This window comes from Micromonospora gifhornensis (genome assembly GCF_016863515.1).
Classification (GTDB): Bacteria; Actinomycetota; Actinomycetes; order Mycobacteriales; family Micromonosporaceae; genus Micromonospora; species Micromonospora gifhornensis.
Genome location: NZ_BOPA01000044.1, coordinates 14,176 through 40,255, shown reverse-complemented (window position 1 = coordinate 40,255; position 26,080 = coordinate 14,176). Strand labels below are relative to the sequence as shown.

The following is a 26,080-nucleotide window of genomic DNA, read 5'->3' as shown; positions in this document are numbered from 1 at the left end:
TTTCGGTTCGATCGCGGGACGTCGATCGAGTTACCGGAAGGTAACGCGTGAGATGCAGGTATGTGAATACGCTTCGGGATACTTGCGTGCAGCGATCAACCGGGCCAAATGGGGCAGGAGGTCAGCGGCCGGGCAGGGCGTAGCCGACGTAACTGCGGAACTCGAACTCCCAGCCGTCGGGCACCAGGTCCGCGCAGAGGGTCCGACTGCCGACGCAGACGATCGCGTCCACCGACGTCGGGTCGGCCGCCGGACGGCCGTCCACCACCGACTGGAGCGCGACCAACTCCGGTGACCGGCCGTTCTCGTCACGCAGCAGCAACCACCACGGGTACTCCCAGTCGTCGTTGCGCTGCGACAGGCCGATCCGGCGGGCCTCGGCGGCGCGTACCGCGTCGGCCGCCCACCGGTACTCCTCCGCCCACTGGGGACGCCGCAGGAAACGCAACTCCCACTCGGCGGTGGTGAAGACCGAGCCCGTGCCGACCAGCCTGCGGGGAAAGCCGTACGACACCGCCAGCACGCCGGCCAGTGCAGAGGTCGCCAACACCGTCACCACGACTGTCGTGGCGATCGACCGCCGCCCACCCGCAGCGCGTCCCGACGTGCCGGCGAGCCTCGCCGAGGCCGAGCGGCGCAGCAGCGCGTCCAGCCAGAGCCCGGCCAGCGGCACCGCCACCGCCAGCGCATAGAGCAACAGCCGGTTCCCCCAGGGCTGCCATTTGATCATCGTGGTGTGCAGCAGCACCGCCACCACGACCACCAGGCCGTACGCCCGCAACGCCCCGGCCGTACCGGGGCTGATCCGGGCCGGGCGGCGGAGCGCCGCCACGACGGCGAGCAACGCCAGCACCCCGGCCAGCGGGAAGGCCACCCGATCCTCGTCCGGATACCAGGACGGCTCAGGGAAGCTCTCCCGCCCGAAGGTGATGTCGCGGTCCTGCGGATCGACGCCGAGCAGGTCGGCCACCCCGACGATCACCCGGGCGGTGACGTCCCGCAGCGGTGCCAGCGGAGTGTCGAACGCGGTGTGCCCGATGCGCAGCGCGTTGACCAGCACCGACGGCGGATCGTGCCGCTCCATCGGCACCGAGTTGCGCAGCCGGTCCGGGCCGAGCGGATGACCGAACTCGGCGTACACCCGGCCCAGGAAGGGACCGACCACGGTGGCGGCGACCACCAGGATCAGCACCGACGCGCCGACCGTACGGGCCAGGCTGCCGGCCGGAATCCGCCGTCGACCGGCCGACCGGGCCAGGTACGCCAGGCGCAACTGACCCAGCCCCCAGAGCACCAGCAGCGGCCCCACCGCGAGCAGGCCACTTGTCTTCGTCACTGCCGCCAGACCGGTGGCCGCACCCAGGGCGAGCAGGTCGCCGAGGTGGGCGCGTCGCCGCAGCCCGTCCAGGGCCAGGGTGGCCGCGCAGACAACCCAGGCGGCACAGACCAGATCGGTCTGGGTGCTGGTCGCCTGCAACGTCACCATCGGCGTGGTGGCCAGCAGGAACGCGGTAAGCAACTGGGCCCGTCGACCACCGCCCAGTTGAGCGGTCAGCCGGGTCACCGCCAGCAGGGCACCCACCCCGGCGGCCCACTGGACCAGGTTGAACAGTGCGTCCGAGCCGGTGAACAGGCGCAGGTGCAGCAGCAGATATTCGGCACCCGGTGGAATGGTGACCTGCCGGTGGATCGCCGTGGCCCAGAACGTCAGGTCACCCTGCGCCACCCACCGTTCCACCTTCGGCAGGTGGTAGGTCTGCGAGTCGAAGTTGTTCGGCGCGGCCAGCAGCGCGATCAGCAGCTCGACCAGGACGAGGCCGCCGACCGTACCGGCGAGCAGCCGCTCGCCCCGACCCGCCGTACGCCAGAAACCGGTGATCGGCGCCCACCAGCGTGCCGGGCCGTCCCCGCCCGGCGTCGGTGCCCGGTCGAAGCCTGCCTCGGCGGGGCGGACCTCGGTGGCCAGTCGGGTGCCGGACGACACCGACGTGCCCGACCCGGCCGTGACCAGGGCGGGTGCGGCGGTGCGGTCCACGGCATCCGCAAGGGACGCCGTCACGGCCTCGGTGGACAGGTTCCGCCGGTCGCGGCGCTGCCGCCACCCGGCTGCCGCCACGCACCCGACCACGAAGAGCAGCCAGGCCACGGCGAACGCGGGCAGTGTCAGCAGCCCCGACCCGCCCAGCACCTCGACTGTCACCACCGCGAACGCGCCGGTGGCCAGGGCGGCCCGGATCACCGCGAGGCGCCGGGGCGCGACACTGTCCACGGTCCGTGGCCGTAACGCCACGGTCAGCGCGACGACGGCAGCGACGGGTGCCAGGACGAGCGGAAAGCCGACGGCCGACATGGCCGGAAGTAAACACCATCAGCCTGAATGTGCGATGGCGGATGTCCATCGGCAGTCGCCACCACATCGCTGAGCTGCCAGGCTAGGCTATGGCCGACACACTGCCGCCCTCGTGGAGATTCCCGTGAAGCTGTCGATCCTCATGCCGGTCTACAACGAGGAAGAGCGCATCGGGGACGCCCTCAAGCAGGCGTTGGCCGTGGAATATCCGTGCGAGATCGAACTCGTGGTGGTCGATGACGGCAGCCGCGACGGCACCGGAGAGGTTCTCGGTCGCGCCGACGACGCCCGACTGCGCGTGATCACGCATCAACGCAACGCAGGCAAGGGTGCCGCGATCCGTACGGCGGTCGCCGCCGCCGAGGGCGAATACATGGTCATCCTCGACGCGGACCTGGAGTACGACCCGCAGGACATCCCCAAACTGCTCGCCCCGGTGCTCGACGGCCGGGCCACCGTGGTCTACGGCAACCGGACCTTCGGCAGCCACAGCGCCTACAGCTTCTGGTACGTGATGGGCAACCGAGGCGTCACCATGGCCGCCAATGTGCTGTTCAACTCCTACATCGGCGACCTGGAGACCTGCTTCAAGCTGATGCCGGTCGCGCTCTACCGCTCGCTGGACATCCGCTCCCGAGGCTTCGGCATGGAGGCCGAGGTGACCGGCAAGCTGCTGCGTCGCCGCATCCGGCCGTACGAGGTGCCGATCAGCTACCGGGCCCGGGGCCGCGAAGAAGGCAAGAAGATCACCTGGCGGGACGGGGTCGAGGCGCTCTGGATCCTCGGACGCGAGCGCACTCGCCGCCGTCCCACCGCTGCCTAGCCCGCGACCGCGGCCGGGGTGAGGAAGCCGGTCAACGCCCGGCGCAACCCGGCCGGGTCCAGCCCGTGCCAGCGCAGATGATCCTCCGCCGAACCGTAGCGGCGTAGCTCCTCCCGACCGACCCCGAGCGTGAGCAGCCGGTGCGGCCGATCCGCCAGCGCTGCCGAGACCACGCGGGCGGAAGTCCCCGCCAGGTAGGGCTCGACCAGGATCACCTCTGTGCCGGCGAGCGCCCGCAGGCCGGCGACGTCGAACGGACGCGGCCGGTGCGTGTAGGCCACCGTGACGGGCAGGTCCGCGACGGCGGCCAGCGCCGCGTCCAGCATCGGGCCGACCGCGACCAGCAGGGCCGCGCCGGGACCCGCGTCCCGCACCACCACCAGATCACCGGCACCGGCGTACGCGCGGTCGTTCTGCAGGATCGACAGCCGCAGGTACGCCGAGGTGTCGGCGGCCACCGTCGCACGCAGCAGCCCGGACACCTCGCCCGGGTGCCCCGGCACGTGCACCGTCCAGTCGCCGAGGGTGTCGAAGAGCGCGACGTCCGCCGGGCTGAAGTGGGTTCGACCGGACTCCGCCCGGTCGAACGAGCCGCCGATGCCGACCAGCACCGCGCTCGCCGCCTGGTGGTCGAGGTCGAGCTTGATCTGCTCGTACGCCCGCTCCACCAGGAACGGCGCGTAGCTGTGCACGATCGGACGCAACCCGGTCAACGCCAGCCCACCGGCCACCCCCACCATCAACTGCTCCCGGATGCCGACGTTGAGCACCCGGTCGGGGTGCCGCTCGGCTGCCGAGGCGAACAGGGAGGCGGAGATGTCGGCGAGCACCAACGCCGTACGCGGCTTCTCGGCCAGCAGGGCGGTGGTGGTGTCGACGAAGCAGTCCCGCATGCTCAGTTCCGCTACCGTGCTCAACTCGCTCATGCCTGCTCTCCGTTGTTGACGACCGCGACGACGACGTGCGGCCGGTGGCCGTGGTGCCCGGTCAGGGCCGCGTGCAGGGCGTCCTGGTCGTGCCCGTCGACGGTGGCGGCGGTCCACCCGTTGACCGTGAAGCGGGTGGCCACCCCGCCCGGCCAGCCGTACGTGGCGGAGGAGTTGTCGACCACGACCGCGGTCAGGTTCGACAGGCCGACGGCACCGGCGTACGCAATCGCCTCGTGGTTGGAGCCCTCGTCCAGTTCGGCGTCGCCGAGCAGCACGTACACCCGGGGGTCGAGCAGGCCCTGGGCGCGCAGGCCGAGCGCGCTGCCGACGGCCAGGCCGAGACCGTGCCCGAGCGACCCGGAGCCGATCTCCACTCCCGGCACCAGCGTCCGGTCCGGGTGGTCGCCGAGCAGGCTGCCCGGCCCACCCTGATCGTCGAGCCAGTCGGGTGGGATGAACCCCTTCGCGGCCAGCACCGCGTAGTAACCGGCGACCGCATGCCCCTTGGAGAGCAGGAACCGATCCCGGTCGGGTTCGTCGACAGTTGCCGGGGTGACCCGCAGGATGCGGTCGTAGAGCACCCACAGCACGTCGAGGGTCGAGTAGACATTCGGCCCGAAGTCGCGCCCGGCACGGACCCGCTCCAGCAGCGGGGCGACAGGGTGTCGACCGTCAAGCGGGGTGACGGGGTGTCGGCCGTCAAGCGGTGCGGCCGCCTCGGCGACCTGCGTGGTGATGGTGGCTAGTGAGGACATGCGGCTAGCCTGCAAGTTGAAGCAGGGTTCAGCTCAAGGCGAAAGTGATGCACGAAGCACTCACCATCGGTCAACTCGCCGCCCGCAGTGGGGTGGCCCAGTCCGCGCTGCGCTACTACGAGCGGCTGGGGCTGATCCGGGCCGACCGCACCGGCGGCAACCAGCGTCGGTACCACCGTGGCGAGTTGCGCCGGGTCGCCTTCATCCGGATCGCCCAGCAGGTCGGCATCTCGCTGGAGGAGATCAGGTCCGCACTGGACTCACTGCCCGCCTCGCGTACGCCCACCGCCGACGACTGGGCGCAGCTGTCGATGGCCTGGCGCGACCGCCTGGACGAGAAGATCAGGTTGTTGAACCGGCTCCGCGACGACCTCGACGGCTGCATCGGCTGCGGCTGCCTGTCCCTGAGCCGCTGCAACCTCTACAACCCCGGCGACGAGTTGGCCGGTGAAGGCCCCGGAGCGCGACTGACCCTGCCCCGCTGATGCTCAGTCGACGGTCAGCAGCACCTTGCCGACATGGTCGCTCGACTCGACCAGGCGGTGCGCCTCGGCCGCCTCGCTGATCGGCATCCGCCGGTCGATCACCGGCCGGATCCGACAGGCCTCGACCAGCGGCCACACCTGTTCGCGTACCCCACGGACGATGGCACTCTTCTGCTCCAACGGGCGGGACCGCAGCGCCGTCGCGGCGACGGTGCCGCGTTTGGCCAGCAACGCACCGAGGTCCAGCTCCCCCTTGCGCCCACCCTGCATGCCGATCGTCACGAGCCGCCCGTCGTACGCCAGAGCGGCGACGTTACGGCCCAGGTACGACGCGCCCATGATGTCGAGGATGACGTCGGCGCCCCCGCCGGAGGTGACCCTGCGGACCTCCTCGACGAAGTCCTGCTCCCGATAGTCGATCAGGTGCGCCGCACCCAACGCCCGCAGCCGATCGTGCTTGGCCGCCCGAGCGGTCGCCACCACCGTCGCGCCCCACGCCGCACCCAACTGGATCGCGAACGTGCCGATCCCGCTGCCACCGCCGTGCACAAGCAACGTCTCGCCCGCCGCCAACCGCGCCAGCTCGACCACGTTGGACCAGACCGTCGACGCCACCTCCGGCAACGCCGCGGCATCCACCAGATCAACCCCATCCGGTACGGGAAGCAGCTGCCCCACCGGCACCGCCACCCGCTCGGCGTACCCGCCACCGGCCAGCAACGCGCAGACCTGCTGGCCCACCGCCCAGCCGTCCACCCCGTCACCGACCGCGCTGATCACGCCCGAGCACTCCAGCCCGAGATACTCCGACGCGCCCGGTGGGGGTGGGTAGTGCCCCTGCCGCTGCAACAGGTCGGCCCGGTTGACGGCGGTGGCCCGTACGTCGACAAGCACCTCGCCCGGCCCCGGCTGTGGATCAGGCACCTCGCTCCAGCTCAGCACCTCCGGCCCACCCGGCTCGGAAACGACGATCGCGCGCATGTCCCCAGTCTTACCCGATCCGCCCCGCACCCCACCTCAAGGTCCCCACCTGCTGCCCGCACAGAGGGTGAGTGATCATGACGAAACGGGTAGCTCCCCCCGTTCGGCGCTCGCTCGGGCGTGGCAGACTAAGCACGGCCGCGCGGCGCGCGGTCCGGGAGGGTTCGCCTAGTGGCCGATGGCGCTGGTCTTGAAAACCGGTAAGGCAGCGATGTCTTCGTGGGTTCGAATCCCACACCCTCCGCCCGTTGAGAAGGTGCCCGATGTCCTGTCGGCTGGGCTAGCTCGGCTCGAAGGCGGCGCGCAGGATGTCGTGGTGCGCCCGTACGTAGCGGATGTCCGCCGCGTAAAGATCGGCGTGCCCTTCCGCGATGTGCCGCTGGAACGCCTCGTTGCCTTGGCCGGCCTGATCGCGCATGAAGTCAATGAGCGCCTGTAAGCGGTCCGGGACGACGTCGACGACCTCGGCACCCACCTCCGGCCCGTACGCGCGGCAGAAGTCGGCGACTCGACGGCCCTGCTCCTGCGGCGTGCCGAAGCTTTCCGGATTGTCCGGCCCCTGCAACGGTCCGAACCGGTAGACAGCGTAGGCGACGTCCCAGCTGCGTGGCCCGGGATGAGCACAGTCGAAGTCGATGAAACCGACCGCCCGGCCGCCCTTGACCACACAGTTGTACTGGGCGGCGTCACCGTGGCACATGACCTCGGCCGGCTGCCGGACCGGGACGAGCCAGTGGTCGTCGGGGAGCGGCCGGAACGTGACGCTCGCGTCGTGGAGCCTGCGCAGCAGGGTGGCTGCGGAGGTGAGGAACTCGCGCGTACGCAGGTCCGGCGTGAGCGCGTCGGGCACCTCACCGTCGAGGAAGGTGACTATCTCGTTGCCCTCGCTGTCGAAGCCGCGTGGCTCCGGAGCGCCGTGGAATCCGTGGTCGTGAAGGTGCCGTAGGAGTCGATGGATCGCTGGCGTCGCTGGTGACGCCGGCCGGTGGACGACGTCGCCGTGACGGCGCACGACGTTCACCCCGCCGCGGAATTCCTGTCGTTCAGTCATGCTCACCAGGACAAGGTCGGTACGCGGTTCGCTCGAATGCGGGCCGCTCGCGGGGTATGAAGGGTGCCAGAAAAGTACATCCACCGGAAGGACCTGTGTCGATGACCCTGGAACGTCCCATCGCCCCGGACCCGTACGAGCTGCTGCCGACGGTCGCCTCGTTCACGCTGACCAGTCAGGACGTCCAGAACGGTGAGCCGATGGATGCTGCGCACGCGCACGGCAGCACCGGCGGCGGCAATGTCTCGCCGCAGCTGTCCTGGTCGGGTTTTCCGGCCGAGACCAAGGGTTTCGCGGTGACCTGCTTCGACCCGGACGCACCGACCGGTAGCGGCTTCTGGCACTGGGTGCTGGTGAACCTGCCGGCCGACGTGACCGAGTTGCCGCGGGGGGTCGCCGACGGCGACCTGCGCGGCGGGTTCACCGTCCGCAACGACTACGGCGAGCAGGGCTTCGGCGGCGCGGCCCCGCCGCCCGGTGACCGCCCCCACCGGTACGTCTTCGCGGTCCACGCACTCGACGTGGACCGCCTCGACCTCACCCCCGACGCCACCCCCGCGTACGTCGGCTTCAACCTGACCTTCCACACCCTCGCCCGCGCCACCATCCGCCCCACCTACCAGATCGCGCCCTGACCCCTCGCCCTGCACCCCGCGCCCTGAACCCCGCGCCCTGAACCCAGTTGATCAAGAGGTTTGCGTCAGAATCCGGCCGGATCCAGACGCAAACCTTTTGATCAACGCGGCGGGCAACGCGGCGGGGAGCGCGGCGGGGGAGCGCCGCGGGGAGGGTGTGGGGTGGGGGTGGGGGTGGGGGTTAGGCGGGGGTGCGGGCTACGGCGAAGACGGATTGGCCGAAGGGGGGGAGGATGGCCTGTTCGGCGGCCTTGGTGGCGGGGAGGACCAGGGTGTCGTAGACCTTCACCATGGGGCCCTCCTTCGGCATCAGGCGAAAGACCTTGGTGGCCATGAAGTAGCCGATCAGGCCGAGGGCGTTGGCGTAGTGGATCTTCTCCACCCGCAGGCCGGCCTCGGTCATTGCCGCTGACAGGGTCTTCTTGGTGTAGCGGCGGACGTGGCCGGTGGCGATGTCGGCGGGGCTCATCGCGAACTGGAAGGCCGGCACGATGATGACCACGGCGCCTCCCGGCCGGACCAGCTCGCCCATGCTGCGCAGGGCGCCGACGTGGTCCTCGATGTGCTCCAGCACGTTGTACGACACCGCGGCGCTGTAGTCGCCCTGCTCCGAGTGCGGCAGGAGCATCTGGCGGACCTCGATGTTGGGCCGGTCGGAGAGCCGCTCCTTGAGCGAGACCAGGCGGTCCGGGTCGGCTTCGGTGGCGGTGAACCGGGGGAGGCGCTCGGCCCACTCCAGGGCGTAGTCGCCGAGACCGCTACCGATCTCGATCGGGTTGTCGCCGAGGTAGGGCACGGCCAGCTCGACGAACCAGCGTCGGTGGTTGACCGCGGTGGCGAGGCCCTCCAGGACCTCGGACTGTATGCGCTGATCCCCAGTGATTTCTGCCATGCGTCGATTCCTCACGATACGACTCGACCGCGCCAGGACCGACTGAGTGAACCATCCGCCCGGCGTGACGGAATTGTCGGGGTCTGGCACAACCGAATTGGTCGGGGGCTAGGTGCACGATCGGTGGTGGTCAGCGAACTTGGCAGATGTTACGCGAGTGACCCGAACCCTGCACGACGGCCTGAATGGCCGACTACGCTGCGAATTGTTATGACTACTCCTGAACCGGGTCGCCACGTCGAGGAGTCTGGGGCGGGAGAGTCACCGGGCGAGCTGGGGGGCGTCGGGCGTTTCAGCAGGTCAGGGCGGTGGAAGGACGTCGCCGCCGTGGCGAGTTTCGTGCTGCTGGCGTTCTGGGTGACGGCCCGGATGTGGTGGAATCCCACACACGGCATTCGGGACAACAAGACGGATATGGCGCAATTCGAATGGATGATGGCGCACGGCGCGCGGGTCCTGACCGAATTTGCCTACCCCTTCTCGTCGGACCGGATGAACGTCCCCGAATCAGTCAATCTGGTGGCAAATACCTCAGTTTTGTCCGTTTCGGTGCCAATGACGCCCATCACGATGGTGTTCGGCACCCGTACCGCGTTCCTGGTCTTCCTCACGCTGGGGATGATCGCCACGGCGACCGCCTGGTACTTCGTGCTGTCCCGGGTGCTCGTCGGTGCGCGCGGCCCGGCCTGGCTGGGCGCGACATTCTGCGCGTACGCGCCGGCGATGATCTCGCACGCCAACGCGCACCCGAACATCGTGTCGCAGTACGTCGTACCCCTGATCATCTGGCGTACGGTGCGGCTGGCCGACGCGGGACGTTGGCTGCGCAACGGCCTCCTGCTCGCGTTGGTGATCGTCTGGCAGGCCTTCCTGAACCTGGAGATCCTGCTGATGACCGCGATCGGTCTCGGCGTGGTGATCGTGGCACTGGCCCTCGCCCGGCCCGAACTACGCGGCCGGACCCGCACCTTCCTGGCCGGGCTCGGCATCGCCGCGGCGGCGTCCGCGATCGTGCTGGCGTACCCGCTGTACGTCCAGTTCTTCGGTCCGGGCGCCTACAACGGGCTGTCCTGGGTGATCCGGGGCTACTCCACCGACCTGGCCTCGTTCGTGGCGTACGCCCGGGAGTCCCTGGCCGGGGACGCGCGGAGCGCGACCGGCCTGGCCAAGAACCCCACCGAGGAGAACTCCTTCTTCGGCTGGCCGCTGGTGATCCTGATGGCGGCGGTGGTCTGGTGGCTGCGCCGCAACGTCGTGGTGCTCGCGCTTGCCGCGTTGGGTGTGCTCTTCGCGGTGCTCTCCCTCGGCCGGGAGATCCGCTTCGACCGGGAGGGGACCGGCATACCGGCCCCGTGGGCGCTGCTGGAGGACCTGCCGGTGCTGCACTCGGTGGTGCCGACCCGCTGGGCGCTGGCGATCACACCGATCATCGGGCTGCTGCTCGCCTACGCTGCCGAGCGTGCCCGGGAGTTGGCGGCCCGCTATCCGGCCCGGCGTGCGCAGATCCGTATCGGCACGGTGACCGTACTGGCGATGGCGCTGGTGCCGGTGCTGCCCACCCCGCTGCCGACCAAGCGCCTCGATCCGACCCCCGAGTTCGTCACCTCCGGTGCCTGGCGTCCCTACCTGGCCGGCGGCCGCAGTTTGGTCACCCTGCCACTACCGGACACCGAGTACGCCGATCCGCTGCGCTGGTCCGCCCAGACCCGGCTGGAGATGCCGATCGCCCGTGGCTACTTCCTCGGCCCGGACACCCGCCCCGGCAAGGATCGGATCGCGTTGTTCGGCGCGCCGCCCCGCCCGACCAGCAGCTTCTTCGCCACCGTCCGGCGCAGCGGCGAGGTGCCGCCGGTCACCGCAGCGGATCGGCGGGAGGCGGTCGAGGATCTGCGCTACTGGCGGGCCGGCGCGGTGGTCCTCGCCCCGCAGGAGCGCGCGGACGCGCTGCGCCAGGCGATGACCGCGTTGACCGGGATCGAGCCGGTGCACACCGGCGGTGTGTGGCTCTGGGACGTCCGACCGCTGACCGGCTGAAGAGCGTGAAGGCCGCTGACCGGCTGAGAGCGTGAGCGGGTCGGTGGGTCGTCAGGCGGTGCGCAGGCAGCAGCCCTGGCACACCTTCGGCTTGGGCAGGGTGAAGGCGAGGCAGCAGGTGCGCCGCTGCACGGTCGGCTTGCCGTCCGCGTCGGGCACCAACTCCACCAGGTCGGCCAGGCCGAGCGTGTCGAGCAGGGTGTCGATCGAATCGACAGTCGAACCGGGCACGCTGTCGGAGGCCGTCAGCAACCCGTGCGCGATGCCGGAGGCCACCGAACCGAGCAGCGTACGGGTGCCGATGCGGACCTCACCCTGGATCGCGGTGATCAGCGGCGACAGGTGCGCTTCCAGCAGGTTGGCCCGCAGCGTCGCCAGCAGCTCCTGCTCGTCGGCCACCACCTGGACCCGCTGCGGCTCGGTGACGACAAGCGGGTCGGCCGGCAGCACCGCGACCCGGGTCGACTGGCGCAGGCCGAGGGTGATCAGGGTGTGCGGGTCGGCGAAGTGCATGAGCGTGCTGTCGGCGTCGAGCAGCGGTACGCGTCGGGCGACCGCCCAGCCGAGCACCACCGGCAACGCCGCCCAGTAGCTGTACGCCTTCCAGGCCAGTGCGGCGGAGGCGTGCGGGCTGCCACCCCAGAGCCGGGCGGCGGACCCGAGCAGCTCCGGCAGGCGACCGCCGTCGGCGAGGGTCGTGGCCGGAGCCCAGTCGGTCTCGTCGACGACCAGCAGCCCCGGTGCCAGCCCGGGGAGGACGTCGGTGCCGAACATGGCCCGCAGTGTCGCGGTCACCGGACCGAAAGCCGCCGAGGAGGCGGTGTGTGCCGGTAGTACGGCTGTCACGTGCTCCACCTCCGTCCGAGATCCTCAATTAAGGCTAGCCTAACCACACTTTGCCGGTGGTGGTAACCCTCGACGGAGGCAGTTACAGAGGCAACAAGTGGGAAGCGCGACACGCGGTTACCCAGCGTGTGCATCGGGAAACGCGCCGCAGTATCGGGGTGAATCGCCCAATCGTCAAGCCTCTTGTCGAGAAAGTGCCAGTCCTGTACACGTCCGGCCACTGAACGTGAAAGTTTTGGTACTCCCGGCCACGAGGAAGCTGATGACGACCTCACCGCTCGATCGGGCTGCCGACTCCTTCGCCGCCGAACTCGCCCGCCACCGCACCGAGCGGGGCCTGTCCAAAAAGCAGCTGGCCACGCTCATGGGCTTCGACCCGTCGTACGTCAGCCACGTCGAAGGGCGGCGGCACCGACCCACCGAGGACTTCGCCCGGCGCGCCGAGGCCGTCCTGGAGGCAAGCGGCGCGATCTGGCAACGCTTCCGGGAGTACGACCACCTGCGCCACGCCCGCACCGAGCGGGACCCGCGCGAGCCCGACCCGACCGGCCGGTGGATCCCGCCGGGCACCGGGCTGATCGTCGAGAACGAGTCGAGCATCCTCACCTACACCGAGGACGGGTACCGCTGCCTGATCCGCCGGGAGCTGTACAACGCCGGCACCGAACCGATCACCCGCTACCTGGTACGGGTCGCCGTGGACCGCTACCCCAACGACCCTGGGCGCTCCAACCGGCACCACCGGGAACGCCCGCTCACCTTCGCCGAACTCGGCCTCCGGGCCTACCGGGAGGAATCCGGCGAACGCGAGGCCATGCACTGGCGGGCCAAGTACGACCGGGACGCGTTCAAGGAAATCTGGCTGCTCTTCGAGAACGGCGAACGACGCTTCCCGCTCTACCCCGGTCACCGCGCCACCATCGAGTACACGTACACCGTCGGCCGGGACAAGTGGGGGCCGTGGTTCCAGCGGGCGGTCCGCGTACCGACCCGGCACCTCGCCGTACGCCTGGATCTGCCTGTCGAACTGGACCCGCAGGTCTGGGGCGCGGAAACCTCGCTGTCGGCGGAGGAGGGCCCGCTGCGCCGGGCCGTCGCCCGGCGCGACGAGGGTGACCGGGCGATCTTCGAATGGGCGACCGACGACCCGCCGCTGAACGCCCGCTACCGGATGCAGTGGCGCTTCCGCGCCCAGTCGGACGCCGAACCGGAGAGCGAGCGGATCCGGCCCTCCGAGCGGATGCGCGGGCTCGGGATTCTCCAACGCGGCGCCGACCTGCTGCGGCAACCGGCCCGCCCGTTCGACCTGCCGCGCGAGGCACGGGCCGCCCGGGAGGTCATCGATCGGTTGACCGACGCGCTGGCCCGCCTCGACGAACTGCACCCGTTCGCCAAGGGAGTGGGGATCGCCGCCCCGCAACTGGAGATCGGCCGGGCCGTGGCCATGATCCGCCCGCCCGACCGGACCGCCGAGCCGCTGGTGCTGCTCAACCCCCGGGTCGTCGACGCGGCAACCGACACCGACGAGCAGTACGAGGGCTGTCTTTCCTTCTTCGACCAGCGAGGACTGGTGCCGCGCCCGCTCCGGCTCGACGTGGAGCACGCCCAACTCGACGGCCAGCGGGTGATCACCTCGTTCGAGTTCGGCATGGCCCGCCTGGTGGCACACGAGATCGACCACCTGGAAGGCCGGCTGTACGTCGACCGGATGGCACCCGGCGTGCCGCTGGTGCCGATCGAGGAATACCGCGAGACCGGCCACCCCTGGCGCTACTGAGCTGTTGCACGACCACGCCTGGTCCGGGTGGGAACGACGCCGGCCAGGGTGGCGTCTGTGTTGCACGACCACGCCTGGTCCGGGTGGGAACGACGCCGGCCAGGCGTGGTCGTGCGGGCGGTGCCGGTCCGCCCGATCGGGGGGACCGGGGCGCGTGCCCCAGGGGGCAGGGGCACGCGCCCCGGTTCGGGGGGAGAAAAGCTCTACAGGTTGCCGAAGGTGTCGTACCGGGTGTGCTGCGGCGGGACGTCGTCGGCCGCGAGGACCCGCAGCGTCGACCGCACCATGGCCGCCGAGCCGGAGACGTAGCAGTCGTGCGTCGTCCACGGGCCGTAGCGGGCCACCACGTCGGAGATGTCGCCGTGCTCGCCGTCGAAGTCCGGGTCGTCACTACAGGCGGAGGTCACCGACAACCACGGATGCGCCGCCACCAGGTCGCGCAACCCGTCCAACCCGTAGAGGTCGGACTCGGTACGCGCGCCGTAGAAGACGTGCACCCAACGGGTCCGGTTGAAGCTGACCAACTCCTCCACCAGCGCCTTGATCGGGGCCAGTCCGACACCACCGGCGACACAGAGCACGTCCCGATCCGACGAGCGGTCCAGGGTCATCGAACCCATCGGGGCGGCCACCCGCAGCAGGTCACCCGGCTTCACCCGGCGGACCAGGGCACCGGAGACCCAGCCGGCGCCCTCGGGCGTACGGACGTGGAACTCCAGCACGTTGTCGTCGTTCGGGGCGTTGGCCACCGAGTACGTGCGCCACACCCGGGGGTGGTAGCGCGGTGCCTCGATGCTGACGTACTGCCCCGCCTTCCAGGCGAGCGGATGTTGCAGCGCCCGGCAGGTGAACACGGCGGTGTCCGGCCCGTACCGCTCGTGGGTGAGCACCTCGGCGTGCCAGAACGGCGGGTTGTCGTCCGCCGCCGCGCCGGCCAGCATCTTCTCGCTGATCGCCGCGTACGCGTCCCGCCAGGCCTGGTCGTACTCCAGGTTCCAGCCGTCCCCGGCGGTGCTGCGCAGCGCGTCCAGCAGCGCCACGCCCATGGTGTCGTAGTTCGCCGCCTCGACGTGGTACTTGCGGTGGTCCCGGCCGAGCGCACGGAGGAACTCGTCGAAGCCCTCCGGGTCGTCCACCGTGTGGATCGCCGCGATGATCGCTTCCAGCAGCCGGTCGCCCTGCCCGGCCATCTGTACCGGGAAGAGTTTGCGCAGTTCCGGATCGAGGAGGAAGAGCCGGGCGTAGAAGTGTTCGCTCAACCGGACCCGGTCGGCCTCGACGAGGGCCCAGCTCTCCTTCAGTAGCCGCGCGAAGTTGTCCACGGGGGCGCTCCTTCTCTGACGGCGGTTCAGGCCCCCATAGAATGTCCACGGAGCGTGTATGAAGGTCGCACAGAATGTGCGATCGCATCGTGAGGCCGACTCAGTGGCACCCGGGTGCCGGCAGTGCGGCCGGTCGGGCAGAGTGGTGCGGTGACCGTTGAGCTCACCCGACCGGTGTCCCGCCGGATGCTCGGCACCGAAACACTCCTGGTGCTGGGCCTCTCCCTCGGCCAGTCGGCCGTCTATGCCACGGTGTCGATCATCGCGAAGCTCACCGCCGAGGGTGGGCTGTCGAAGCAGACCGCCGCGCTCAACACCTCCGCGTCGGCTCGGCCGTACCTCGACCTCACGTACCAGCTGCTCGGGATCGTCTTCGCGTTGCTGCCGGTGCTGCTCGCCGTACACCTGCTGGCGCGTGACCCCGGCGACCCGGCGCGGACCCTCGGCGTGGACTTCCGGCGGCCCGGACCCGACCTGGCCCAGGGTGCCGGGCTGGCGGCGCTGATCGGGCTGCCCGGCCTCGCCCTGTTCTGGGCGGCGGCCCAACTCGGCCTCAACGCCACACTGGTCCCGGCCGCGTTACCCGACCTGTGGTGGGCCGTGCCGGTGCTGATCCTCGCTGCCTTCCAGAACTCGATCCTGGAGGAGGTGATCGTGGTCGGCTACCTGATGACCCGGCTGCGGCAACTCCAGTGGCGGGTCGGCGCGATCATCGCCACCAGCGCCCTGCTCCGCGCCTCCTACCACCTCTACCAGGGCTTCGGCGCGTTCGTCGGCAACGCCGTGATGGGCATCGTCTTCAGCTACTTCTACCTGCGCACCCGCCGCATCATGCCCCTCATCGTTGCCCACGCCCTGCTGGACATCGTCGCCTTCGTCGGCTACACCCTCGTCCCCGACTCCTGGCTCACCTGGCTCTGACCCCCCTTTTCTACGTGGTTGATCAAGAGGTTTGCGTCTGCAATGGGGCCTGATCTGACGCAAACCTCTTGATCAACTTTGGTTTCGGGGTGGGCGGTAGGCGGTGAGGGCTCGGGCGATGAGGCGTTGGGTGGTGGTGGAGGTGGTGATGGCGGCGGTCAGGGGGGCGGCGCCGGGGATGAGGCGCGATGCCAGGCGCAGGGCCAGCCAGCCGCCGGCCTGGGCGGTCAGGGGAGCGGCCAGCCGCCAGGCGGCTTCGAGCGCCCGGGGGCCGGGTTCCTCGCCGGGGCCGTCGGCCGCGCGGGCCGCCGCCAGCGCCGAACGGGCGGCCTCCAGGTCCGGATGCACCAGGGTCAGCACCAACAGCTCCGCCGCCCGGTCCGGGTGCGCCGGATCCCGGTCGTACGCCGCCGCCAGGTGCAGCACCAGACTCGCCTGCGACCAGAGCACCACGGCCAACTCGGCCACCGGCGCAAAGGCACCGGCCAACGCGGCACCCGCCCCACCGACCGTCGCCTGCCGGACGAACCGCTGACCGGCCAGCCGAGCCAGACCGTCCGCGCTCGCCCCCGGGTACGTCTCCCGCAGCCGCCGAGCCCACTGCGCAGCGCGCGGCCCGAGCACCTCGACCGCCGTCAGCGCCAGCAACTCCGGCGCGAAACCCGGATGATCGAGTACGCGCGCCACAAGCGCCCGCAACTCCACCTCCGGCACCTCGCCGGTGCTGCCAGCGACCCCGGCCCGGCCAGCAGCCGTGCTGCTGGTCAGGTCCGGCTCGGCCGCTGTGGCTGTGGGTGCGGTCCGCTGGGCGGCGGCCTTGCGGGCCGGTGTCTTCTTGGCCGCGAGTGGCTGCGGGGTCGCCTTCGCGGACGCGGCCCTGCGTGCTGGCGCCTTCTTCGCAGCGCTCGTCCCGGTGACGTCGGCGTCCTCGACCGTGGTGCCCGGCGGCACGGCGCTCTTGGCAGGAGTCGCTCTTTTGGCGGGAGTTGCTCTCTTGGCCGGCGTCGCCTTCTTCGGGGCAGCCTTCCTCGCTGTGCGGGGAGCCTGCGGAATTGTCGGCGGCTCCGGCTGGCCCTCCTCGCCACTGAGCTGAGGCCTCCCCGGGCCCGAGGTCGAATCGGTGATCCGCGTCTCGCCGACGTCGACCGGCGTGGCCGCGAACGGCGGCGGTGCGGGTGAGGACGAGGCTGACCGCGCCTGCCGCGGCAGCGGCTGCTCCGCAGTGGGAGGCGGCTGGAACAGCACGCCGGGAGCCGCCTTCGCACGCCGAGGACGTGCCCCACCAGGCTCGTTCCGCTCCTCCGGGGTCGGGGCGGGCGGTGCCGGAGGTGGCGTGAAGGTCGCCTCCGGGGAGCGCCGACGTGCTCCCTCGGCAGACTTCGGGCGGTCCTGCTCGCTGGGCGGCTGCTCCTGCATGTCGATGGAGCGTAGTCCGGAAAACGGCAGCGCACAGCGGTCACGTTCCCCATCCGCGCGGCCACGGTCGAGCGGCACCCGATAGTCGCTTTGCTCCCGGCCGGGGCGGACCTGTATCCTCGGGCGCGGTGGTCTGCAGGGCCACCAGGGAGACTTCGCCTAGTCTGGTCTATGGCGCCGCACTGCTAATGCGGTTGGGGTCTTAAAGCCCCTCCCGGGTTCGAATCCCGGAGTCTCCGCGCGAAGGCCGGGTGTGTAGACTGGCCGAGCACCAGCGCCCGTAGCTCAACGGATAGAGCATCTGACTACGGATCAGAAGGTTAGGGGTTCGAGTCCCTTCGGGCGCGCAGACAGCCCCCTAGCAGGCCCAACAGCCGCTAGGGGGCTTCTTGCTATCTAGCCGTCGGTCGCGCCCGCGCCGTGGCAGCGGCCCTCGTCGCGGTCGTTCAGGTCAGCGGGAGTGGGTGGTCCCGATCTATCATCGGCGCTCCGCCCGTTGTCGTACGGGCTGGATTGGTTTCCACCCATGAGGATGTGGAATTGTCTGATCGACTCAGCCCGGCCGGTGCCAGCCTGGGCGCGTCCACCCGTAGCCGCCGCCGGAGTGTCGGCAAGGTCGTCGCGGCGGCGCTCGTGCCGGCAATCCTGCTGGCCATCGGCGCCCCTGCGATCGCCGCAAGCAACACGCTCACCATCACCACGCTGGATCGCAACGGCAAGAAGGTCAACGTCACCACGACGGTGGTCAACCTCGCCACCAGTTCGAGCCGCTCGGTGAAGTCCAACAAGTCGACGAAGCTGCCGAAGGGCAGCTACGCGGTGCTCGCCTCGATCAGGACCGGCTCCGCGGTGACGCTCGGCGCGCGTACGGTCAAGGTCTCCGGTGCCAGCAAGACGACTGTGGACGCCCGCAAGGGCAAGAAGATCACCTTGGGTGTCAGCCCAGCGCCGGCTGGTGAAGGAATCATGGCGCAGACCAGGGCGCAGATCTGCACCAGGTCCGACTCCGCCAGCTACGACGTCGAGGCTTCGGACTGGGACGGCAGCAGCCTCTACGTCATTCCCAACTCGTCGAAGAAGCTTGCCTTCGCCGCGATGCGGCAGTGGAGCGACGGCTCCGGGCTCTCCGACAGCTACGCGGTCATGTACACCCGCACCGGCGTGCCCAGTGGGCTGTCCAAGACCTACAAGCGCTCCTCGCTCGGTACGGTGAACGCGACGGGCCGGCAGGGCACGGCCGCGACAATCGACGGCCTCCACTTCGCGGTGCAGCCGACCAACCGCGTCTGCGGTGACCACATGTACGCCGGCCTTTTCGGCGCCGACCGGCCGTACCGGACCAAGGTGCACCTCTCACCCGGCAACTGGTTGATCCGCGCCAGCAGCTATGCAGCAGCCAAGGACGGCACCACTGTCACCCCCGGCGGCTACATGGTGTCCCGCAAGGTTGTGGCGGGCAAGTCGCACACCCTGAACTTCTTCCGGGCTGCCTGGGGCCCGTCCGCGCGGCTGCCGATCGTGATCAACGGCCGGATCTCCTACTTGCTGAACAGCATGTTCGCCGATCCCGGTTTCCCTCGCGACGACAACGTCGAGGGCGGCGACAAGGCGACCGCGACGCTGACCTTCGGTGGCAAGACGGTCAAGACCAAGAAGGACAAGGGCTGGGAGCCCGGCGATACGTTCCTTGAATACAAGGTGAAGAAATCCGGCTGGTACAAGCTCACCAACAACGCGAGCCGTTACTACCCGGAGATCACCTTCCCAGCCGGGATGCTGTCGCCGAAGACAAGCGTCACGTACCGGTTCAAGGCGAAGCCGAACACCTCGGTGACAGCGCCCGTCTACGCCGTCACCATGCTGCCCACCGGCCTGAACCTCTACAACCAGGCGAAGCCGGGCAGCACCACCGACGTCAAGTTGACGTTGAGCCGGCCCAAGCTCAGCCCTGACGCCAAACTTGGCAAGAACCCGAAGGTGAAGACGGTCACCGCCAAGGCCTCGTTCGACGGCGGCAAGACCTGGCGTTCGGTGAAGGTCAAGAAGATCGACGGCACCTGGACCGCCCAGGTCGGCAACCCCACCTCCGGAGCGGTCTCGCTGCGGACGAGGGTCACCGACACCACCGGCGGCTACACCGATGTGACGATCATCCGGGCGTACGCGATCGGCTGATCGACCTGCTCCGACGGAGGCGCTCCGCTGTAGTCGGGCGGAGGTTGCCTATGCGAAACGGGCGGGCCCGACGTGATGTCGAGCCCGCCCGCTTCCGATCTGGAGCTAGCTGACCTGCCTGTTCTCGAACAGGCCGTCAACCACTGTCACCGTGCGACGAGGTTGAATCGCTGGTTGGTGCCGCCGTGGCAGTCGTAGAGCTGGACCTGGGCACCGTTGGAGGTGCTCCAGACGTCCAGGCAGCGCCCGGACTGGACTCCGCTGATGGTGCCGTTGGAGTTGACGTTCCACTGCTGGTTGGTGCCGCCGTGGCAGCTGTAGATCTGCACGGCTGCGCCGTTGCCGGTGCCGGCGGCATCCAGGCACATGTTGCCGTACACCTGAAGTTGCCTGTTCGCGGTGTAGGTCCACGACTGGTTGGTCTGTCCGTGGCAGTCGTAGAGCTGGACCCGGGTGCCGTTGTTCCGGGAGGAGTTCGGGACATCGATGCAGCGGTTCGACTGGACGCCGACGATCTGGGTGGCCGAGCCCGGCGGCGGCGTGGTGGGCGGAGGGCTGGTCGGCGGCGGGCTGGTGGGCGGGGGGCTGGTCGGCGGCGGAGTGGTCGGGGTGTCGATCAGCGGGCAGGTGCTGCGGTAGGTGACCACGCCGCTGTTGTCCATCAGCGGGCACAGGAACTGGCTGTACCGGGCATCGTTGTCGACGAAGATCTTCAGGAAGGGCAGCATGGTCCGGATCATCACCGGGTTCGACCGTCCGACCATGAAGCCGTGGTCCCCGCCGGCGACCTCGACGTACACGCTCTCCGTGGTGGACGGGAGGCTGTTGTACAGGTCGAGGGCGTAGGACGGGGTGACCACCGTGTCGGCCTGCCCGGAGATGACCATCGTGGGCACCCGGTCGTTGGCCAGGTTCGACGACGGCGAGAAGGGCGTGATGCCGACCGCCGCCTTCAACGCCGGACGCCGCGTGGCGGCGCTCAGCGCGCCACCGCCACCCATGGAGTGACCGGCGACGGCCAACCGGCTCGCGTCGACCCGGTCGCGTACCGGGCTCTGCTGCGTCAGGTAGTCCAACGCGGCGAGCAGCTGGGTGCCGCGGGCGGTGTCGAAGTCGTTACGGCTGTTGGTCTCGATGCCGATCACGACGAAGCCGTGGGATGCCAGCCACGGTCCCATCCAGGCCAGTTCCGCGGAGAACAGTGCGGTGTAGCCCGGCGAGATGGCGATGGCTCCGAAGGTGCCCTGGCTGGTGTCGGTCGGGTAGTAGATCCGGCCGCCGTTGAAGCCGTACCCGGTGGGGACGCTGACCGAGGTGTTGGCGAAGGGGCCGCGCTCGGTGGCGACGCTGGTCCGGGTGGGGTCCGGGCCCCGCTCGTACGGGTTGTCGGCGGCCGACGCCGACCCGGCCGCCACCGTCACGGTGAGCAGTCCGACGGCGGCGGCGATCCCGGCGGCGGCGAGCTTGGTCAGCCGTCCCCGAAAGCTGGGCACTCGGTCAGCGTCGGTGGTCGCCCCGGGTGGGGGATGGTGTGCCTGTCCTTGCACGGTCGGTACCTCCTGGTGGTGGGGGTGATTAAGGGGTGGGCGGGCTCGGCTGGTGCCGAACCCGCCCGCTCCGGCTGTGCCCGAGCCGGACCTGCACGCGGTCAGCGCTGCAGAGTCAGTACTCCCGGGCGGTAGGGCAGGAGGCCGTAGTCGCCGCCCGAGTTGGGGGACCGCCCCTGGTAGAGCAGTTGGAGGTTGCAGGGGTCAATGGTCATGGTCTGGTCGGCGTTGCTGCGGATGAGTTCGCCGTGGCTGATGTCGTTGGTCCAGGTCGCGTTGCTGTTGGCCTTGCCCGCGAACGGGTTGCTCTCGGACGTGGCCTGCGGGGTCCAGGTGCCGCCGAGGCTGGTGGCCGTGAAGGACCGGAAGTAGCGGCCCTGGGAGCCGATCGCCTCGACCAGCATCAGGTAGCGCTGCTGGCCCTGGAGCTTGTACACCTGGACACCCTCGAAGAGGTTGTTCGTGGTGTCGGTCATGATCGTGGTGTAGTTCGACCCGAAGCTGCCGGGGAAGTTGCCGATCGGCATGCTTGCCCGGTAGATGCGGCCGTTGTCGCCGGCGAAGAACAGGTACATGTTCTGGTCGTCACCGATGAGCGCCTGGTCGATCGGGCCGGTGCTGGAGTTCGAGATCGACCCGGTGAACAGGGTCTGCGCGGACGACCAGCTGTTGACGTTGGTCGGGTCGGTCGAGGTCCGGTACGAGAACGCCGGTCCACCCCACTGGTACGCGAGGACCCAGATGTTGCGCGGCGCGAAGTAGAACAGTGACGGCGCGACGGCGGCGAAGGGCATCTGGTTCTGGCTGGCCGAGCCCATCTGGTTCCAGTTGGAGAACAGGCCGAAGTTCATCGAGCCCCAGGTCGTGCCCGTGTCGTGGGTGGTGGCGTAGACCAGGTGCTGACCGTTGTACGGCGCGTGGGTGAAGTCCTTCAACGACACCCAACCCGACCTCGGCTGCGCGAGCGCGCCGGTCGACGACCACCGGTACGACGACGGCAGGTCACAGCTGGTGCCGGGCGGCGGAGACGTCGGCGGCGGGGTGGTGGGCGGCGGGGTGGTCGGCGGCGGGTTGGAACCGCCGAGGGAGACGAGCCGGAACTGCTGGTTGGCACCGGTGTGGCAGTCGTAGAGCTGGACCTGGGCGCCGTTGGAGGTGCTCCAGACGTCGAGGCAGCGTCCGGACTGGACTCCGCTGATGGTGCCGTTGGAGTTGACGTTCCACTGCTGGTTGGTGCCGCTGTGGCAGCTGTAGATCTGCACGGCTGCGCCGTTGCCGGTGCCGGCGGCGTCCAGGCACATGTTGCCGTACACCTGAAGTTGCTTGTTCGCGGTGTACGTCCAGGCCTGGTTGGTCTGCTTGTTGCAGTCGTAGAGCTGGACGCGGGTGCCGTTGCTCTGTGACGCGTTCGGTACGTCGATGCACCGGCCCGACTGGTTGCCGACGATCTCGTTGGCGGAGCCGGATGGAGGCGGGGTCGGGGTCGGGGTCGGTCCCGGAGTGGTCGGCGTGGGGGTCGGCCCGGGGGTGGCGCTGTTCAGCGCGTCCAGGGTGGCCGTGTACGCCTGCTTCTTGTTGCCGTTGTTGTCGAACAGCAGCGGCGTGCCGTAGGAACGCCAGGAGTCGCTGTCCCGGATGCCCCACACGGTGATGCCGTTGCAGCGGGGGACCGCCAGGCAGTCGTTGACCACGGCGCGGTAGGTGTTGGCCTGGGTGCTGCCCGAACCCTCGATGTCCAGCTCGGTGATCTGCACGTCCACCCCGAGGGCGGCGAAGCTGGACAGCGTGGTGCGGTAGTTGCTGTTGTACGCCGACTGGGCGTTGAAGTGCGACTGGAAGCCCACGCAGTCGATCGGTACACCGCGCTGCTTGAAGTCCCGCACCATGTTGTAGACGGCCTGGGTCTTCGCCCAGGTCCAGTTGTCGGTGTTGTAGTCGTTGTAGCAGAGCTTGGCGCCCGGGTCGGCGGCGCGGGCGGCCCGGAACGCGGCCTCGATCCAGTCTCCGCCGGTGCGCTGGAGGTTGGAGTTACGGCGGGCGCCGCTGTTGCCGTCCTCGAACGCCTCGTTCACCACGTCCCACGAGTCGATCTTGCCGCGGTAGTAGGTCGCGACCCGGGTGACGTGGTTGAGCATGGCCGCGCGCAGCGCCTGCCCTTCCATCCGCTCCATCCAGGCGGGCTGCTGCGAGTGCCAGGCCAGGGTGTGACCTCGGACCTTCCAGCCCCGGGAGAGGGCGTGGTTGACGATCCGGTCCGCGTTGCCGAACGTGAAGTTGTTCTGCTGCGGCTCCAGCGCGTCGATTTTCATTTCGTTCTCGGCGGTGACGCTGTTGAACTCGCGGTTCAGGATTCCGGTGTAGACGCCGTCGTTGAGCTTGTTCGCCGCCACGGCGGCACCGAAGTACCGACCGGACTGGCCCGCGGCCGCAGCCAGGGTGGACTCGGCGGCATGGGCCAGAGTGGGCAGCATCGACGCGGCGAGGACCGCAACTATCGCGGTCGTTCCGGTCAGGGAGAGCGTTCGTAGTCGACGCCCGGAGGGACGGGTCCGGGAGATCATGCTGATCCTCCACTAGTGGGATAGGAGATGTCTGTCGCTGTACGGGGCGCTCCGATGGCGGCGACCCACGATGTCGAGTCCGCCGAGCAGGCCGGGACTCACGTCAGCGTTCGCCCAGAGGCGAGCCGGCTGACCAGCGTGTAAAGGGTTCCAACGGGTTGGCCCGGTCTGCCCGCGGAGACGTTGTTGCGGGCGGTGGACTGGCAGGTGGTGGAGAGTGACCGGGTGCGTAGGTGGCCTTGGTCGCGAGAGGCGCCTCCCCGGTCCGGAAGATCATGTTAGCGACAACATCGATCGGTGGCTATCAGGCTGGCAGAAAGTTCCAGCCTTTTCAACCGGTAGTTTCGGTAAGCAATCGGTACCGTTTCCGGCCGTCGCTCCGCAGTGGAGGAATCGACACCTCCGGTGACGCGGAAAAGCCACGAAGTGTGCGTCAACCTTCCGGTCCGGCCCGCGCGTCTATCCGCCGGGAGGTACAGCACCAGCCCGCCAACTCACCCCGCAACTGTCGGGTGCGCTCACCGAACTGCTCGGCCGGCCGCCCGCTCGGAGAGGACGCGCGGTGGGCGGCCCGGTAACCCGGGTCACTCCGCGTCGATCGTCACACCAACAGCGACAGGGGATCTAGAACCAAAGGCGTTTGTGCTGGTCAGCACGGCTCATCGGCGGGCCGAGGGCCGGCGTGGGATGCGGCGGAAGCTGCATATGGTGACGTCATGAGCAAGGCGGGGATGGCTCGGCGGCGGGCGTACGCCCTGGTGATGACGCTGGAGATGGCGCTGATCGGAGCCGGGCTGGGTCTGGTCGCCGGCTGTGGCGTCAACCTCGGTGGGGCACCGGCGGGCACCGGGATCGCGGCCCGGTTGGGCGCCGACTTCGTCGACATCGACGCCGTACCACCGAACCTCACCCAGCCGGTGCCGGCCGTCGGTGCCGCGACCGGAAGCTACACCTGGGACTGCGGTCGCAACGAGAACGGCCACCGCAACACCGTGAACGTGGTCTCCGCGCCCGGTTACCCCGGCCCCGCCCACCACGTGCACGACTACGTCGGCAACCTCTCCACCGATGTCGACTCCACCATCGAGAGCCTGGCCGACGGCGAGACCAGTTGCCGCAACGGCGACCTGTCGACGTACTTCTGGCCGGTGCTGCGCCTGGTCGACGAAGAACCCGCCGATGGGCACGACGGCCCGACCGGCGGGTACGACGGCCCGACCGACGGGCACGGTGGGCGGATCCAGGTGCCGAGCGCGTTCACCCTGACCTACCGGGGCAACCCGCAGGGCAACGTCGTGCCGATGCCGCGCCTGCTGCGGGGCACCGTCGGTGACGCTGCGGCGATCACCAACGGCGGCGCGCGGGCGCGGGCCACCTGGACCTGCGACAGTACGCCTGACCGGCGTACCACCAGTTATCCGGTCTGCCCGCCGGGCGACCAGGTGGTCCGCATCCACGACTTCCCGAGCTGCTGGGACGGTCGCCACCTGGACACCCCCGACCACCGGGCGCACCTCGTCTTCCCGACGGTGGACGGCGGCTGCCCGAAGGGCACCTTCCCGGTGCCGCAGTTGCGCCTGGTCGCCGCCTACGACCTGCCGACCGGCAAGCGGTTCCAGATCGACGCGTTCGACGGGCAACGCAACAGCCCCCTCACCGATCACGCGTTCTTCGTCAACCTCATGCCGGACGAGCTGATGGCGCGGGTGGTCGGCTGCCTGAACAGCGGCCGGACCTGCGTCGACGAGCAGTCCGCAGCGTCTGGGCCGGCACTTCGCAGCTGACGACCGAGCCTCCTCCGTCGGCTCGGCAAGCACACGGAACCGGTCGCGAACCGGTTCAGATGTGCCGTCCGGCTGTGGTGCCGACCACTTTCCGGCCTCGCCGTCGAACTGTGTGAACCGCTGCGTGTCGGTAACCGTGTGGGTGGTGTCAACGCCGGTGGCGCTGACCGTGCCGGGCAATCCGGACCCCTTCGGAGCAGTCCAGCAGGACAGGAGCGGATACCAGCATGGCTAGCTACCACGTCGACACCCAGACCGGGAACAGCCTCGGCTGATTCCCGTTGCGCTCCGGTCGGGGCCGCCCGGCGAGGGGGGCCAGCCACGCGGCCCCGACCGGGTGAGACCAGCGGGTTCCCCATCCACCGCGGCCAGGGTTCGCCGGCCCGACGGTGCTTTTGACATCGGCGTACGCGGGCTGTGCCTGACACCCGCGGCGGCCTCGCGCGCCCGATCGGCTCCCCGCCCGACCACCGGGCTGATCGGCTCGTCCTCGTTTCGTGAGATTGGTACGAAAATGACCTGTTCTTCCGTCCGCAGGCTGTTGCTACCGCTCGTGCCGCCGGACGCGTCTCTACCGCGTGCGGTGACCCGGCCCGGCCGGCCGAGGCGGGCACGGGGGGTGTGGTCCGTGATGGCGACCACCCGTGCTGCCGCCGTTTCTCCGACGCCGTCGGAGGCCCAGGGGGGAACGACATGACCAGGCCGATAACCCGTCGGGGTTGGTCGAGGCCTTCGTCGCCGGAACCCGAGGAACCTGGATCGTCGACGCCGGGGCGGCCGAAGGTGCGGTCGGTGG

At 69.6% G+C, this 26,080-nt stretch carries 19 protein-coding genes and 3 tRNA genes; 11 read left to right on the top strand and 11 right to left on the bottom strand.

Annotated elements, in window-relative coordinates; translation table 11 throughout:
* Window positions 1–121: 121 nt before the first annotated feature.
* The gene (locus Vgi01_RS26140; RefSeq protein WP_204292848.1) at window positions 122–2,350 is read right to left on the bottom strand and encodes a glycosyltransferase family 39 protein; all 2,229 of its coding nucleotides are present in this window, start codon (window positions 2,348–2,350) and stop codon (window positions 122–124) included.
* Between the two features lie 124 nt (window positions 2,351–2,474).
* On the opposite strand from Vgi01_RS26140, the gene Vgi01_RS26135 reads away from it, so the two are divergent.
* A complete protein-coding gene (locus Vgi01_RS26135) occupies window positions 2,475–3,173 on the top strand; it encodes a glycosyltransferase family 2 protein (protein ID WP_013736487.1) in 699 nt (232 codons plus the stop codon).
* Here the strand turns inward: Vgi01_RS26135 and Vgi01_RS26130 are convergent.
* Together Vgi01_RS26130 and Vgi01_RS26125 are read right to left on the bottom strand one after the other, a co-directional pair.
* Window positions 3,170–4,066: a transketolase family protein gene (locus Vgi01_RS26130; protein WP_204292863.1), complete on the bottom strand. Its 897-nt coding sequence runs from the start codon at window positions 4,064–4,066 to the stop codon at window positions 3,170–3,172. The genes Vgi01_RS26135 and Vgi01_RS26130 overlap by 4 nt on opposite strands.
* A gap of 29 nt (window positions 4,067–4,095) precedes the next feature.
* Window positions 4,096–4,857 carry a thiamine pyrophosphate-binding protein gene (locus Vgi01_RS26125; protein WP_239089166.1) on the bottom strand — a complete coding sequence of 254 codons (762 nt, stop codon included), beginning with the start codon at window positions 4,855–4,857 and terminating at the stop codon, window positions 4,096–4,098.
* Between the two features lie 47 nt (window positions 4,858–4,904).
* Here Vgi01_RS26125 and soxR point away from each other — a divergent pair, with 47 nt between their 5' ends.
* Window positions 4,905–5,342, top strand: coding sequence for a redox-sensitive transcriptional activator SoxR (soxR, locus tag Vgi01_RS26120; protein WP_102660859.1), 438 nt, complete (start codon window positions 4,905–4,907; stop codon window positions 5,340–5,342).
* A 3-nt stretch (window positions 5,343–5,345) separates the two neighbouring features.
* Here soxR and Vgi01_RS26115 read toward each other — a convergent pair whose 3' ends face one another.
* Window positions 5,346–6,323 (bottom strand): NAD(P)H-quinone oxidoreductase, encoded by a 978-nt coding sequence (locus Vgi01_RS26115; RefSeq protein WP_204292847.1) that lies wholly within the window; start codon window positions 6,321–6,323, stop codon window positions 5,346–5,348.
* A gap of 157 nt (window positions 6,324–6,480) precedes the next feature.
* Between Vgi01_RS26115 and Vgi01_RS26110 the strand changes: the two genes are divergently transcribed.
* Window positions 6,481–6,567 (top strand) — tRNA-Ser (locus Vgi01_RS26110).
* Between the two features lie 36 nt (window positions 6,568–6,603).
* Here the strand turns inward: Vgi01_RS26110 and Vgi01_RS26105 are convergent.
* Window positions 6,604–7,374: a phosphotransferase gene (locus Vgi01_RS26105; RefSeq protein WP_204292846.1), complete on the bottom strand. Its 771-nt coding sequence runs from the start codon at window positions 7,372–7,374 to the stop codon at window positions 6,604–6,606.
* 101 nt (window positions 7,375–7,475) lie between these two features.
* On the opposite strand from Vgi01_RS26105, the gene Vgi01_RS26100 reads away from it, so the two are divergent.
* Complete coding sequence (locus tag Vgi01_RS26100) at window positions 7,476–8,009, top strand: YbhB/YbcL family Raf kinase inhibitor-like protein (RefSeq protein WP_204292845.1); 534 nt, start codon at window positions 7,476–7,478, stop codon at window positions 8,007–8,009.
* Between the two features lie 181 nt (window positions 8,010–8,190).
* On the opposite strand, the gene Vgi01_RS26095 is transcribed toward Vgi01_RS26100, so the two are convergent.
* Window positions 8,191–8,901, bottom strand: coding sequence for a class I SAM-dependent methyltransferase (locus tag Vgi01_RS26095; RefSeq protein WP_204292844.1), 711 nt, complete (start codon window positions 8,899–8,901; stop codon window positions 8,191–8,193).
* Between the two features lie 210 nt (window positions 8,902–9,111).
* Here Vgi01_RS26095 and Vgi01_RS26090 point away from each other — a divergent pair, with 210 nt between their 5' ends.
* On the top strand, window positions 9,112–10,935 hold the full coding sequence (locus tag Vgi01_RS26090; RefSeq protein WP_373307042.1) for a DUF6311 domain-containing protein: 1,824 nt from the start codon (window positions 9,112–9,114) through the stop codon (window positions 10,933–10,935).
* Between the two features lie 51 nt (window positions 10,936–10,986).
* Here the strand turns inward: Vgi01_RS26090 and Vgi01_RS26085 are convergent, their stop codons facing one another.
* Entirely contained in the window at window positions 10,987–11,709 is a 723-nt protein-coding gene (locus tag Vgi01_RS26085) for a hypothetical protein (RefSeq protein ID WP_204292861.1), read from the bottom strand.
* Between the two features lie 334 nt (window positions 11,710–12,043).
* Here Vgi01_RS26085 and Vgi01_RS26080 point away from each other — a divergent pair, with 334 nt between their 5' ends.
* Window positions 12,044–13,558 carry a peptide deformylase gene (locus Vgi01_RS26080; protein WP_204292842.1) on the top strand — a complete coding sequence of 505 codons (1,515 nt, stop codon included), beginning with the start codon at window positions 12,044–12,046 and terminating at the stop codon, window positions 13,556–13,558.
* 203 nt (window positions 13,559–13,761) lie between these two features.
* Here Vgi01_RS26080 and Vgi01_RS26075 read toward each other — a convergent pair whose 3' ends face one another.
* Window positions 13,762–14,880: a globin domain-containing protein gene (locus Vgi01_RS26075; protein ID WP_102660920.1), complete on the bottom strand. Its 1,119-nt coding sequence runs from the start codon at window positions 14,878–14,880 to the stop codon at window positions 13,762–13,764.
* Window positions 14,881–15,030: 150 nt separating this feature from the next.
* On the opposite strand from Vgi01_RS26075, the gene Vgi01_RS26070 reads away from it, so the two are divergent.
* Entirely contained in the window at window positions 15,031–15,801 is a 771-nt protein-coding gene (locus tag Vgi01_RS26070) for a CPBP family intramembrane glutamic endopeptidase (protein WP_204292841.1), read from the top strand.
* 72 nt (window positions 15,802–15,873) lie between these two features.
* Here the strand turns inward: Vgi01_RS26070 and Vgi01_RS26065 are convergent, their stop codons facing one another.
* Window positions 15,874–16,752 (bottom strand): hypothetical protein, encoded by an 879-nt coding sequence (locus tag Vgi01_RS26065; protein ID WP_204292840.1) that lies wholly within the window; start codon window positions 16,750–16,752, stop codon window positions 15,874–15,876.
* A gap of 613 nt (window positions 16,753–17,365) precedes the next feature.
* Between Vgi01_RS26065 and Vgi01_RS26060 the strand changes: the two genes are divergently transcribed.
* The 3 genes from Vgi01_RS26060 to Vgi01_RS26050 all read left to right on the top strand — a co-directional run bounded on the left by Vgi01_RS26060 (window position 17,366) and on the right by Vgi01_RS26050 (window position 19,392).
* A tRNA-Ser gene (locus tag Vgi01_RS26060) sits at window positions 17,366–17,456 on the top strand.
* Window positions 17,457–17,491: 35 nt separating this feature from the next.
* Window positions 17,492–17,564: transfer RNA gene (locus Vgi01_RS26055), tRNA-Arg, on the top strand.
* 193 nt (window positions 17,565–17,757) lie between these two features.
* The gene (locus Vgi01_RS26050) at window positions 17,758–19,392 is read left to right on the top strand and encodes a hypothetical protein (RefSeq protein WP_146017647.1); all 1,635 of its coding nucleotides are present in this window, start codon (window positions 17,758–17,760) and stop codon (window positions 19,390–19,392) included.
* 146 nt (window positions 19,393–19,538) lie between these two features.
* Here Vgi01_RS26050 and Vgi01_RS26045 read toward each other — a convergent pair whose 3' ends face one another.
* Complete coding sequence (locus Vgi01_RS26045; RefSeq protein WP_204292839.1) at window positions 19,539–20,885, bottom strand: poly(ethylene terephthalate) hydrolase family protein; 1,347 nt, start codon at window positions 20,883–20,885, stop codon at window positions 19,539–19,541.
* A gap of 155 nt (window positions 20,886–21,040) precedes the next feature.
* A complete protein-coding gene (locus tag Vgi01_RS26040) occupies window positions 21,041–23,500 on the bottom strand; it encodes a non-reducing end alpha-L-arabinofuranosidase family hydrolase (protein WP_373307041.1) in 2,460 nt (819 codons plus the stop codon).
* Window positions 23,501–24,216: 716 nt separating this feature from the next.
* Between Vgi01_RS26040 and Vgi01_RS26035 the strand changes: the two genes are divergently transcribed.
* Entirely contained in the window at window positions 24,217–25,284 is a 1,068-nt protein-coding gene (locus Vgi01_RS26035) for a DUF1996 domain-containing protein (protein ID WP_204292838.1), read from the top strand.
* Window positions 25,285–26,080: the final 796 nt, after the last annotated feature.

Coding starts and splice junctions, on each gene's coding strand:
- Vgi01_RS26140 (WP_204292848.1), bottom strand. CDS start 2,350: ATGTCGGCCGTCGGCTTTCCGCTCGTCCTGGCACCCGTCGCTGCCGTC.
- Vgi01_RS26130 (WP_204292863.1), bottom strand. CDS start 4,066: ATGCGGGACTGCTTCGTCGACACCACCACCGCCCTGCTGGCCGAGAAG.
- Vgi01_RS26125 (WP_239089166.1), bottom strand. CDS start 4,857: ATGTCCTCACTAGCCACCATCACCACGCAGGTCGCCGAGGCGGCCGCA.
- soxR (WP_102660859.1), top strand. CDS start 4,905: ATGCACGAAGCACTCACCATCGGTCAACTCGCCGCCCGCAGTGGGGTG.
- Vgi01_RS26115 (WP_204292847.1), bottom strand. CDS start 6,323: ATGCGCGCGATCGTCGTTTCCGAGCCGGGTGGGCCGGAGGTGCTGAGC.
- Vgi01_RS26105 (WP_204292846.1), bottom strand. CDS start 7,374: ATGACTGAACGACAGGAATTCCGCGGCGGGGTGAACGTCGTGCGCCGT.
- Vgi01_RS26100 (WP_204292845.1), top strand. CDS start 7,476: ATGACCCTGGAACGTCCCATCGCCCCGGACCCGTACGAGCTGCTGCCG.
- Vgi01_RS26095 (WP_204292844.1), bottom strand. CDS start 8,901: ATGGCAGAAATCACTGGGGATCAGCGCATACAGTCCGAGGTCCTGGAG.
- Vgi01_RS26090 (WP_373307042.1), top strand. CDS start 9,112: ATGACTACTCCTGAACCGGGTCGCCACGTCGAGGAGTCTGGGGCGGGA.
- Vgi01_RS26085 (WP_204292861.1), bottom strand. CDS start 11,709: ATGTTCGGCACCGACGTCCTCCCCGGGCTGGCACCGGGGCTGCTGGTC.
- Vgi01_RS26080 (WP_204292842.1), top strand. CDS start 12,044: ATGACGACCTCACCGCTCGATCGGGCTGCCGACTCCTTCGCCGCCGAA.
- Vgi01_RS26040 (WP_373307041.1), bottom strand. CDS start 23,500: ATGATCTCCCGGACCCGTCCCTCCGGGCGTCGACTACGAACGCTCTCC.
- Vgi01_RS26035 (WP_204292838.1), top strand. CDS start 24,217: ATGAGCAAGGCGGGGATGGCTCGGCGGCGGGCGTACGCCCTGGTGATG.